At 61.0% G+C, this 12,039-nt stretch carries 9 protein-coding genes; 7 read left to right on the top strand and 2 right to left on the bottom strand.

Going from position 1 to position 12,039, the window contains the following annotated elements; translation table 11 throughout:
* Positions 1-652 precede the first annotated feature (652 nt).
* On the top strand, positions 653-898 hold the full coding sequence (locus RHM60_RS11175) for a helix-turn-helix domain-containing protein (RefSeq protein WP_209984513.1): 246 nt from the start codon (positions 653-655) through the stop codon (positions 896-898).
* A complete protein-coding gene (locus RHM60_RS11170) occupies positions 891-2,126 on the top strand; it encodes a type II toxin-antitoxin system HipA family toxin (RefSeq protein WP_322214446.1) in 1,236 nt (411 codons plus the stop codon). The genes RHM60_RS11175 and RHM60_RS11170 overlap by 8 nt, the downstream gene beginning before the upstream one ends.
* A 16-nt stretch (positions 2,127-2,142) precedes the next feature.
* On the opposite strand, the gene treR is transcribed toward RHM60_RS11170, so the two are convergent.
* The gene (gene treR / locus RHM60_RS11165) at positions 2,143-2,847 is read right to left on the bottom strand and encodes a trehalose operon repressor (RefSeq protein WP_209984507.1); all 705 of its coding nucleotides are present in this window, start codon (positions 2,845-2,847) and stop codon (positions 2,143-2,145) included.
* 253 nt (positions 2,848-3,100) lie between these two features.
* Between treR and treP the strand changes: the two genes are divergently transcribed.
* From treP to RHM60_RS11140, 5 genes are all read left to right on the top strand, one after another.
* Complete coding sequence (gene treP, locus RHM60_RS11160; protein WP_231423224.1) at positions 3,101-4,543, top strand: PTS system trehalose-specific EIIBC component; 1,443 nt, start codon at positions 3,101-3,103, stop codon at positions 4,541-4,543.
* Between the two features lie 119 nt (positions 4,544-4,662).
* A complete protein-coding gene (gene treC / locus RHM60_RS11155; RefSeq protein WP_322214445.1) occupies positions 4,663-6,321 on the top strand; it encodes an alpha,alpha-phosphotrehalase in 1,659 nt (552 codons plus the stop codon).
* 60 nt (positions 6,322-6,381) lie between these two features.
* Positions 6,382-7,602 carry a maltoporin gene (locus RHM60_RS11150; protein ID WP_209984497.1) on the top strand — a complete coding sequence of 407 codons (1,221 nt, stop codon included), beginning with the start codon at positions 6,382-6,384 and terminating at the stop codon, positions 7,600-7,602.
* A gap of 34 nt (positions 7,603-7,636) precedes the next feature.
* Positions 7,637-10,168 carry a phosphoenolpyruvate--protein phosphotransferase gene (gene ptsP / locus RHM60_RS11145; RefSeq protein ID WP_322214444.1) on the top strand — a complete coding sequence of 844 codons (2,532 nt, stop codon included), beginning with the start codon at positions 7,637-7,639 and terminating at the stop codon, positions 10,166-10,168.
* A gap of 2 nt (positions 10,169-10,170) precedes the next feature.
* The gene (locus tag RHM60_RS11140) at positions 10,171-10,446 is read left to right on the top strand and encodes a PTS transporter subunit EIIB (RefSeq protein ID WP_209984492.1); all 276 of its coding nucleotides are present in this window, start codon (positions 10,171-10,173) and stop codon (positions 10,444-10,446) included.
* 82 nt (positions 10,447-10,528) lie between these two features.
* On the opposite strand, the gene mltF is transcribed toward RHM60_RS11140, so the two are convergent.
* Positions 10,529-11,989 (bottom strand): membrane-bound lytic murein transglycosylase MltF, encoded by a 1,461-nt coding sequence (gene mltF, locus RHM60_RS11135; RefSeq protein WP_209984488.1) that lies wholly within the window; start codon positions 11,987-11,989, stop codon positions 10,529-10,531.
* Between the last annotated feature and the right edge of the window lie 50 nt (positions 11,990-12,039).

Here is a 12,039-nt window from a genome sequence, read left to right as displayed (position 1 = left end):
CACGACATATCGAGAGGGGCCAAGCTTGTGCAGTGGGCAGCGTGAGTCCGCAGGCATTTCACATCCTTGTGATCAGAATCAGAGGCACAATAAGTGAACCGCCTGGAACGGCAGTGGCACTGAAGAAAATAGAAAAATGTAAAGGTTTCGACGAGCAGAAAACGAAATTTCCTACATTCAATCACACGCTCTGATGGAGGCTTAGCCCGAAAGTTCCGTGACGGGCAAGACTGCGATAACAACGCTCAGGAAAACGCTCAGGAATGTGACGATCTTCACGCGTATTGCGAGTGCTGAGGCAAGCGAATCAGATAGTTTGAGTGGAAATGATCCTGCGCTAGCAGGTGAGTGTTGATGACAAAACCCCGGTCTGGTGCCGCAATGCTGTTCACTTAAGCCACAGACCGAAGGTTTTTGATCTTTGGTACTGAGGTGAAGCTCAAGAAAACGGCGCTTTCCCATTTCGGGGTAAGCGCCGTTTTTTCTTAAGTGAACAGCATTGCGGCCTGGTAGCGGGGTTTTGTATTTTCGGGATGTCAGCCTTCAATCGAGAAGCGTATCAACATAAAGCGCTATTCGAAGTTATTTGCATCGTATATAGTGCATTAATTCGCTATTTTTTATTTTTGCATTGTATGGGATGCATATTGATATGGCCGATTTAGGTACGCTGATCAAAAGTCTGCGCAAGGCCGCCGGTCTTTCACAGGCCCAACTCGCGCAGCGGCACGGCATGAGTCGCGCCACTATCTCGGGAATCGAGAACGACACCATCCCGGAAGTCGGGATTCGTAAGGTCGCGGCGATCTTGGAGGGATTGGGCTATGAGTTGACTGCCGTACCAAGGCATCATCGCAAGACTCTCGATGAACTGAAATCAGGGGGCATCCATGACTAGTCAACGTGACCGGTTGTATATCGGCGCTGGTGGCATGTCTGCTGGAGCGCTCGGGCGCGGTGAAGAAGACCGGCGTGATTCAGTGTTCTCGTATAACGAAGAGGTTGCTCAAGAGAATGCTGTTTCCTTGACCATGCCCGTGCGCTTGGAGAGCTACAACTGGAAGTATGGAGTCCACCCGTTGTTCGAGATGCATATCCCCGAAGGGCATCTCAAGAACGAACTTGTGCGACGTTTCAACAAGTCGGTACGCGGCTTTGACGACTTTACCCTGCTGGGTATCGTGGGTCCGCACCAGCTTGGTCGTATCAGCGTTGCCCACGGTGCGGGTGACGAGTCCCTGCCTGGGGTCAAGCTCTCAGAGTTGCTGGTCTATGACGGGGCGAAAGACCTGTTTGATGATCTTCTGAAAACCTATGCGGCCTATTCCGGGGTGTCGGGTGTTCAACCCAAGGTGCTGGTACGTGATTTTGACGATACAACCTCTGGCATTGAGCGTCTCACGCACAAGGGCGCCACGCATCTGGTGAAGGCGTTCAATGAATCTGACTTTTCACAATTGGCTGCCAATGAGTTTTTCTGCATGCGGGCCGCGTTTCATTGCGGCCTGGAGGTGCCTGAGTTTCAGCTCAGCCAGCAGGGGAAGTTCCTGGTGGTGAAACGGTTCGACATTGGTGCAAGCGCCTACCTCGGATTTGAGGACATGTGCGTTCTATCGGGATGGGGAACCGCCAGGAAATACGACGGCAGCTATCAGGGGTGTGCGAAGCTGATCAGGTCATTTGTCACGCCCAGTCGTGTCACCAGGGCACTGGAAGATTTCTTTCTGATGGTGGCGCTTTCTGCCGGGATCCAGAACGGCGATGCGCACCTGAAAAACTTCGGTCTGTTGTATGAGAATTGCGCCGAGGACGCGGACGTTTGGCTCGCCCCTGCTTACGATCTGGTGACCACCACGGTGTACAGCAACAACGACATCATGGGGTTGCTGCTCGGCGGTTCCAAGGCCTGGCCAAAGCGCAAGATGCTGGTCCAGTTCGGGCGAAGTTCGTGCGGGCTGACAGAGTCTCGGTGCAACCAACTGTTGGCCAGGGTGCATGACGGCATGACCCGCGCGATGTCGGAGCTTTCCGAATACCGACGCACTCACCCAGAGTTCGAGGTGGTAGGGGAGAGGATGAGCGCTGCCTGGGCAGCAGGACTGGCGAAGAGTATCGCAGTGCAGTGATCCTCCCGGGTTACGCTCACCGCCGCGCCACATCCGAAAAATAAAACTTATCCAACGTATGCCGCGACTCGGTGTACTCAAACTGCCGTCCATCCTGCAAAAACGTCTGGTTACTCACCACAATCACATGACTCTGCCCATCAAGGTCCAGGTGCGCCTGGTCGTCCTTGCTGCGGGGCAGGGCTTCGATGGTGCGCTGCGCGTAGCTGATCTGCAGCTGTAACTTTTCTTCGATAAACGCATAGATCGACTGTTCGGCAATCGAGCGATCCAGCCCCGGGATCAGGTCGGCGATGAAGTGGTTGATATCGAGGATCACCCGTTTGCCGCCGATGCGCCGTACCCGTTTGATGCGGGTGATCAACGTGCCGGGTTCGGCTTCGAAGTGTTGCAGCAGTGAGCCTTCAAGCGGCAACTGGGTGAACTCGACGACGTCGGTGTGCACGTCATCGCCAAGATCGGCGTGGGTTTCATGGAAGCTGACGATGCCGCCCAGTTGAAACTCGATGGGGTTGGGCGAGAGCACGAACGTGCCCTTGCCGTGGATTTTTTGCGCGAATCCGCGCTCCTGCAATTGCTCGATGGCGCGGCGCACGGTACCTCGGCTGGCCTGGTAGCTGTCCATCAATTCGGTTTCGGAGGGAAGGCGCGTGCCGCGCTGCAGGCGTTCGGTGGTGATGCTGGCAAGCAGATCCGTATAGATCTGGTTGTATTTGCTCATGGGGATGGCTCTGTGCCGGCTTTATGAAGGTGAACGGCGCGTTCAAGGCAGGAACCTTAGTGGCAGAGGTGGGGTTTGTCCATTGGACGCGGGCGGATGATCAGAAATGCCTGACTACAAATTCGGAAAATCAAACATTATGTAACTCGTACAGACGAGTTATTGCTATAACTCGTCTGTACGAGTAGGTTTGTTCTCGGCGTGCTGCCAATGGCTGCCCCCCAATAAAAAAATCAAAGTGGATACCACAAGCATGAGCCACGACTATTCCAGCATCGCCCGCGAGATCCTCGACAACCTCGGCGGGCGCGACAATCTTGAGCAAGCCGCCCACTGTGTGACGCGCCTGCGCCTGGCGCTCAAGGACCCCGGCCTGGTCAAGGTCAGCGCCTTGAACCAGGTCGATCTGGTCAAGGGGTCGTTCTTCACCGGCGGCCTGTTCCAGGTGGTGATCGGCCCCGGCGAAGTGGAAAAGGTCTACGCCGCCCTGCGCGAACTGACCGGCCTGGCGGCGTCGACCATCGCCGACGTGAAGAAGGCCGGCGGCGACAAGACCAACCCCATGCAGCGTCTGGTGCGGGTGTTCTCCGATGTGTTCATGCCGATCCTGCCTGCGCTGATCATCGCCGGTCTGCTGATGGGCATTAACAACCTGATGGGCGCCAAGGGCATGTTCATCGAGGGCCAGACCCTGCTCGAGGCCTACCCGAACCTGGACGGGCTGTGGAGCCTGATCAACCTGATGGCCAACACCTCGTTCGTGTTCTTGCCGGCGCTGGTCGGCTGGTCGGCGGCCAAGCGGTTCGGCGGCAGTGAAATTCTCGGCATCGTGCTCGGCCTGATGCTGGTGCATCCCGATCTGCTCAACGCCTGGAACTACGGCAAGGCCGTCGCCGGGCTCGACGGCCAGAGCCTGCCGTACTTCGATATTTTCGGCTGGTTCCGGATCGAAAAGGTCGGTTACCAGGGGCAGATTCTGCCGATCCTGATGGCGGCCTTTGTGATGAGCGTGATCGAAAAATGGCTGCGCGCGCGGGTGCCGAATGCCATTCAACTGCTGGTGGTGCCGATCACCACCATCGTGGTGACCGGCGTGCTGGCCCTGGCGATCATCGGCCCGGTGACGCGTCACCTCGGCATCCTGATCACCGAAGGCCTGGTCACCCTGTTCGAGATCGCGCCCATGCTCGGCGGCGCGATTTTCGGCCTGCTCTATGCGCCGCTGGTGATCACCGGCATGCACCACATGTTTCTCGCCGTCGACCTGCAGCTTATCTCCACCCAGGGCGGCACCTTTATCTGGCCGATGATCGTCATGTCCAACCTGGCCCAGGGCAGCGCCGCGCTGGCGGTGTTCTACATGACCCGTAACGCGCGGGACAAAAGCATGGCCTCGACCTCGGCGATTTCCGCCTACTTCGGCATCACGGAACCGGCGATGTTCGGTGTGAACCTGCGCTTCAAGTTTCCGTTCTATGCAGCGCTGCTGGGCTCGGCCCTGGGCAGCATTTTCCTCGCGCTGAACAAGGTCCAGGCGTCGGCCATCGGCGTGGGTGGGTTGCCCGGGTTTATCTCGATCGTGCCGAGTGCCATCCCGGTGTTTGTGGTGGGCATGGTGATCGCGATGGTCGTGCCGTTTGTTTTGACCTGCGTGTTGAGCATGAAGATCGTTCGGCCCGGGTACAGGGTTGCCTGACCTGCCGCTATCGGGAGCAAGCCCCCTCCCACAGTTGGAATGCAGTTCAAGTGTGGGAGGGGGCTTGCTCCCAATGAGTCCCTCATCTACGGCACAAAATTCTACTGAAGGAACCCACCATGCAAAACTGGCAACACTCGGTGATCTACCAGATCTACCCCAAAAGCTTCCACAGCCACGCGGGTAACGCCACCGGGGACCTGCTCGGCATCGTGGACAAGCTCGATTACCTCCAGTGGCTGGGCGTCGACTGCCTGTGGATCACCCCATTCCTGCGCTCGCCGCAACGCGACAATGGCTACGACATCAGCGATTACTACGCCATCGACCCCAGCTACGGAACCATGGCCGACTGCGAGCTGCTGATCGGCGAAGCGGCCAAACGCGGCATCAAGTTGATGCTCGATATCGTGGTCAACCACACCTCCATCGAGCACGAATGGTTCCAGCAGGCGCGCAGCAGCCTCGACAATCCGTACCGCGACTTCTACATCTGGCGCGACCAGCCGAACAATTGGGAATCCAAGTTCGGCGGCTCGGCCTGGGAGTACGAGGCGCAGACCGGGCAGTACTACCTGCACCTGTTCGACCACACCCAGGCCGACCTCAATTGGGACAACCCCAAAGTGCGCGCCGAGGTGTTCAAGCTGATGCGCTTCTGGCGCGACAAGGGCGTGGGCGGTTTCCGCCTGGACGTGATCAACCTGATCTCCAAGCCCGCCGACTTCCCTGAAGACAGCAGCGACGGCCGGCGCTTCTACACCGACGGCCCGAACGTGCACCAGTACCTGCAGGAAATGCACCGCGAAGTCTTCGAAGGCCACGACCTGATCAACGTCGGCGAGATGTCATCCACCAGCCTCGAGCACTGCATCCGCTACTCGCGGCCGGAGTCGAAAGAACTGTCGATGACCTTCAATTTTCATCACCTGAAAGTCGACTACCCCAACCTGCAGAAGTGGGTGCAGGCCGACTTCGATTTTCTGCAGCTCAAGCGCATTTTCTCCGACTGGCAACTGGGCATGCAGGCCGGCGGCGGCTGGAACGCGCTGTTCTGGTGTAACCATGATCAGCCGCGGGTGGTCTCGCGCTTTGGTGACGACGGCGAACATCGCGTGGTCTCGGCGAGGATGCTCGCCACCGCGCTGCACTTTTTGCAGGGCACGCCGTTTGTGTACCAGGGCGAAGAGCTGGGCATGACCAATCCGGGGTTCGACCGGATCGAGCAGTATCGCGATGTGGAGACCCTGAATATCTTCCGCCTCAAGCGTGACGCCGGTGAGTCCGAGGCGTCGAGCATGGCGGCGATCATGCAAAAGTCCCGCGATAACGGGCGCACGCCAATGCAATGGAGCAGCGCGGCGAACGCCGGCTTCAGCAGCGGCGAACCGTGGATCGGCATCCCGGCCAATGCGGCGCAGATCAACGTCGACTGCCAGCGGGATGACCCGCACTCGGTGCTGCATCATTACCGCGCACTCATCGGCTTGCGCCGCCGCGAACCGCTGATCCAGGAAGGCGTTTACTGCGAGTTGCTGCAAGGCCATCGGCAAGTCTGGGCCTACCTGCGCGAAGGCCACGGCGAACGCCTGCTGGTGGTCAACAATTTTTACGGCCAGCCCTGCGACATCCAGTTGCCTGAGTACGTGATCAATGCGGCGAGCGAGCAACGCCTGCTGATCAGCAACTACCCCGATTGCCCGGCGCTTACGGGCTCTGTGGCGTTGCGTCCTTATGAATCCTTTGTGCTGCACCTCAAGGAATCAGCCTCGTTGTAACCCCTGCATGGGCATGCGGGGGCGCTTCAAAACCATAATAAAAAATGAGTGGAGTGCGTCATGAAAACAACCATAAAGCTGGGCCTCGTTGCTTCCTGTCTGGGCCTGCCGTTCGGCGCCGAGGCGCTGGAGTTTTCCGGTTATTTGCGCAGTGGCGTGGGCACGTCTACGGGCAGTGGCAAGCAGCAATGCTTCCAACTGCCGGGTGCGCAGACCAAATACCGCTTGGGCAACGAATGCGAGCAATACGGCGAACTGGAACTGCGCCAGGACCTGCTGACCTTCGACGATGGCTCGGTGCTCAGCGTCGATGCGATGGCGTCGCTGTACAACAAATATGACCGCGCCCTCACGTTTCAGGGCGAAGACAACGGCTCGGCGCGCATGCCGCAGTTGTATGCGCAGTGGTCCAACCTGCCCGCCCTTAACGGCGGATCACTGTGGGCCGGGCGGCGTTACTACAAACGTAACGACATCCATATTTCCGACTTCTACTACTGGAACCAGAGCGCCACCGGCGGCGGTATCGAGGACGTGCTGATCGGCGGCCTCAAGTACAGCTACGCGCTGTCGCGCAAGGACAACCTGTACCAGAAGGAATACGCCACCCGCCACGACTTCAACGTCGCCGGCTTCAACACCAATCCCGGCGGCGAGCTGGAGTTGGGCTTGAGTTACATCGCCAGGGCCGGTGGGCGCGACACCAACAGCGGCTGGGCCTTGACGGCGCAGCATGTGCAAACGGGCTTTCTGGGCGGCAAGAACAAATTAGCCCTGCAATACGGCGAAGGCCCCGGCACGGGCCTGGGCTACACCGGCAACACCTTTCTCGACAAGAGCAGCAAAAGTTACCGCGCCGTCGAGTTCTTCGACTGGCAGGTGACTCCGCGTTTCGGTGGGCAGGTCGAGGCGGTGTACCAGAAGGACATTCGCCCCGGCAGCCAGGACCAGACCTGGATGTCCATCGGCGTGCGCCCCGCGTATGCGCTCACTGAACAATTCAAACTGGTCACCGAACTCGGCCATGATCAGGTCGACGCCGCCGGCGGGACGCGCAAGTTGAGCAAATTCACCTTCGCCCCGACCTGGTCGCCCAAGGGCCCGGAATTCTGGGCGCGGCCGGAGGTGCGTTTGTACTACACGTATGCGACCTGGAACGCGGCGGCCAAGCGTGCGGCGAATGAACTGGCGGCCGGTTCGGCGTTGTCCGACACCGGTGCCTACGGCAGCGCGCAGCATGGTTCGAACGTGGGGGTGCAGGTTGAATACTGGTGGAAATGAACGCGGACCCACTCAAAAAACAACAGGTGAAGGCATGACCCTATCCAAACCCCTGGAACTGCTGGCGCCCCTGTCCGGGGTGCTGCTGGCGCTGGAGCAGGTACCCGACCCGGTATTTTCCAGCCGCATGATTGGCGATGGGCTGTGCATCGACCCTACTTCGCAAACCCTCTGCGCACCGTTCGCCGGGGTCATCAGCAATATCCAGGACACCGGGCACGCCGTCAGCGTCACCGACGACAACGGTGTGCAGGTACTGATGCATATTGGCCTGGACACGGTGCACCTGGCCGGGAAGGGTTTCACCCGGTTGGTCGTGGAGGGCCAGCGGGTGGAGGCCGGGCAAGCACTGATCGAGTTCGATGCCGATTACGTGGCGCTCAATGCCCGCAGTTTGCTCACGCTGGTGCTGGTGGCGAGCGGCGAGCCGTTTGTGCTGCTGGCGCCGGACGCCGACACGGTCGCGGTGGGACAGCCACTGATGCAGGTGTCGCCCGCCGACGCAGATGAGGTAATCGGCAGGGACGAGGGCAATGCCGTGTTCTCCGAGCCGCTGGCCCTGCCCAATGCCAACGGTCTGCACGCGCGCCCGGCGGCGGTGCTGGCGCAGACGGCCAAAGGCTTCAAGGCCACCGTTCACTTGCACAAGCAAACCCAAAGCGCCAACGCCAAGTCCCTGGTCGCGATCATGGCGCTGCAAACCGTGCAGGGCGATACCTTGCAGGTCAGCGCGACAGGGGAGGATGCCGACGCGGCGATCAAGGCGTTGGTCACCTTGTTGGCGCAGGGTTGCGGCGAGACCGTCGAGACTGCGCCGCAGCCAGCGCAAGCGGCCACGCCCGATGCGTCGGCGACCTTGCTGCGCGGCGTGTGCGCGTCACCGGGTTCGGCGTTCGGCCAAGTGTTTCAAGTGGCTGAACCGGCGCTGCACATCACCGAAAACGGCGCCGGCACCTCGGCCGAACACGCAACGCTCACCCGTGCGCTGCTGGCCGCCGCCGAAGCCTTGCAGGCGCTCCAGGACAAGGCGGCCGGCAGTGCCCAGGCGCAGATTTTCCGCGCCCATCAGGAACTGCTCGACGACCCCACCCTGCTGGAGCAGGCCCATGGTCTGCTCAGCAAGGGCAAAAGCGCCGCGTACGCCTGGAACTACGCCACCACCTCAACCGCCAGACTGTTCCTCGGCATGGGCAATGCGCTGCTCGCCGAGCGGGCGACGGACCTGGCCGATGTCGGCCGGCGTGTGCTGAAGCTGATTCTGGGCGTTCAGGACAGCGCCTGGGAATTGCCCGAGCGCGCCATCCTGATCGCCGAGCAGCTCACCCCGTCGCAAACCGCCAGCCTGGATACCGGCAAAGTGCTGGGGTTTGTCACCGTCGGCGGCGGTGCCACCAGCCATGTCGCGATCCTGGCCCGCGCCCTTGGCCTGCCGTCACTGTGTGGCGTGCCGATGCAGGTGCTGGCCCTGGCCAACGGCATGCAGGTGTTGCTCGACGCCGACAAGGGCGAGTTGCACCTGGCGCCTGACCTGGCCGAAATCGAAGCACTGCAAACCGAGCGCGAACAGCAACTGCAGCGGCGTGAGCGGGACATGGCGCAGGCGTCAGCGCCTGCCACAACACGTGATGGGCACCGCATCGACATCACCGCCAACGTCGCCTCGTTGCAGGAGGTACAGCAGTCCCTGACGCTGGGCGGCGAGGGCGTCGGCCTGCTGCGCTCGGAGTTTCTCTACCTGGACCGCAACCGCGCGCCCGGCCCCGAGGAACAGGCGGACACCTACAGCGCCATCGCCCGTGCCCTGGGTTCCGAGCGCAGCCTGGTGGTGCGCACCCTTGACGTTGGCGGCGACAAACCGCTGGCCTATGTGCCAATGGAAGCGGAGGCCAATCCGTTTCTGGGTTTACGCGGCATTCGCCTGTGCCTGGAGCGTCCCGAGCTGTTGCGCGAACAGTTCCGAGCGATCCTCGCCAGTGCCGGGCTGGCGCGGCTGCATATCATGTTGCCGATGGTCAGCCTGCTGTCGGAGCTGCACCTGGCGCGCAAGATGCTGGAGGAGGAGGCGCAGGCGCTGGGCCTGAGTGAGTTGCCCAAGCTGGGCATCATGATCGAAGTGCCGTCCGCCGCGCTGATGGCGGATGTGTTTGCGCCCCATGTGGATTTTTTCTCCATCGGCACCAACGACCTGACCCAGTACACCCTGGCCATGGACCGCGACCACCCCCGGCTGGCCCGCCAGGCCGACAGCTTTCACCCGGCAGTGCTGCGCCTGATCGCCAGCACCGTCAAGGCCGCCCATGCCCACGGCAAGTGGGTAGGCGTGTGCGGCGCATTGGCGTCCGAAGTGTTGGCGGTGCCGCTGTTGATCGGCCTGGGGGTGGACGAGCTGTCGGTCAGCGTGCCGCTCATTCCCACCATCAAGGCCACGGTGCGTGAGCGGGCGCTGACCGACTGCCAGCTTATCGCCCGCCAAGTGCTGGGCCTGGAAGAGGCCGCCCATGTGCGCGAGGCCCTGCGCCAATTTCACGCGGCCAGCGTCGACACCTCACCTGTGCGGGAGAACTGAGCATGTTGGATAAACTGAAGCAGGCGTTCTGGAAGGCGCTGACCCCGGACCTGATCGCCGAAACGGACGCCGCGCCGGTACCGGGGCTGTTGTCGGCCGAGGTGCTGAGTGCATTGGGCGGGGCCGATAACCTCAAGTCGCAGCAACGGGTGGCGCTGACGCGGGTGAGGGTGCAACTGCAGGAGGCGGGGCGGTTGGATGAGGCGGCGTTAAAGGCGGCAGGGGTGCCAGCGGTGGTGTTGTCAGACGGTGTCGTACACCTGATCACCGGCCTTTAAGCCCGAATGCAGATCCAGCCAGCAATGGAGATCCAAGTGTGGGAGGGAGCAAGCCCCCTCCCACATTGGTTTTGTACTGTGCTCAGAGTTTGGGGTTGTCTTCCGGCGGCTTGCTCTTGTCCACGCCCGGCACATGCAGGTCGCCTTCCACCACCTGGTTGCCCTCAAGCTGCGGCTGGGTCACCCAGGTGAGGATGTCGTAGTAACGCCGGATGTTCGCCACGAAGTGCACCGGTTCACCGCCGCGGGCATAACCGTAGCGGGTCTTGCTGTACCACTGCTTTTGCGCCAGGCGCGGCAGCATCTTCTTCACGTCCAGCCACTTGTTCGGGTTCAGGCCTTCCTTCTTCGCCAGGATCCGCGCGTCATCCAGGTGGCCGGTGCCCACGTTATAGGCGGCGAGGGCGAACCAGGTACGGTCCGGCTCGGCGATCTTGTCGTCCAGCTCATCCTTGATCCGGGCCAGGTACTTGGCGCCGCCCATGATGCTCTGTTTGGCGTCCAGGCGGTTGGACACGCCCATCGCCTGGGCCGTGTTCTGCGTCAGCATCATCAGGCCGCGCACGCCGGTTTTGGAGGTGACGGCCGGCTGCCACAGCGATTCCTGATAGCCGATGGCCGCCAATAGCCGCCAGTCGACCTTTTCTTCCTTGGCATAGGCCCGGAAGTGCTTCTCGTATTTGGGCAGGCGTTGCTGCAAGTGCTGGGCGAAGGTGTAGGCGCCGACATAGCCGAGTACATCCACATGCCCGTAATAACGATCTTTGAGACGCTGCAGGGTGCCGTTCTTTTCCACCTTGTCGAGGTAGCTGTTGATCTCGTTAAGCAGGCTGTTGTCGGTGCCTGCGGCCACGGCCCAGCTCTGGTTGCTGGCATCGCCAAGGTCGAAGGCCACGCGCACATTGGGGAAGTACACCTGGTTCATCGCCACTTCGTTGGAGTCCACCAGGGTCAGGTCGATTTGCCCCTCGTCCACCATGCGCAACAGGTCGACCACCTCGACGGCGTCGGATTCTTCATATTCGATGGCAGGGTTCTGTTTTTTCAGCGCCGCCAGTTGTTCGGCGTGGGTGCTGCCCTTGAGCACCATGATCTTCTTGCCCACCAGGTCCGCCGCGTTGGTCGGGCGTGACTGACCATTGCGATAGATGACCTGCGGGGTCACTTCCAGGTACGGATGGGAGAAGCGCACCTGCTGCTGGCGCGGCTCGCTGCGCACCAGGCCTGCGGCGGCGAGCACCGGGCCGTTGGGCTTGCCCAGTTGGCCGAACAGGTCATCGAGGTTGTCGGCGGTCTCGATCTCGAGCTTCACGCCCAGGTCATCGGCAAAGCGCTTGACCAGTTCGTACTCGAAACCGGTTTCACCGTTGCGGTCCTGGAAATAAGTAGCGGGGCTGTTCCGGGTGATCACCCGCAATACGCCATCCTCCTTGATTCGTTCGAGCGTGCTGGGTTTGTCAACACAGGCGCTGAGCATCAGGAAGAGTCCGGTTGCGAGCAGCCATTTGGCGCATCGCGGGCGCAAAGCAGTTGGGGAGAACATCTGCGCAGTATACGCAAACGGCCCGTGGCGCCATATCTCGACAGCGGCGC

Source organism: Pseudomonas sp. MH9.3 (assembly GCF_034354675.1).
In the GTDB taxonomy this organism is placed as follows: domain Bacteria; phylum Pseudomonadota; class Gammaproteobacteria; order Pseudomonadales; family Pseudomonadaceae; genus Aquipseudomonas.
The sequence above is the reverse complement of the archived record's forward strand: the minus strand, read 5'-3'. Positions and strand labels throughout refer to the sequence as shown.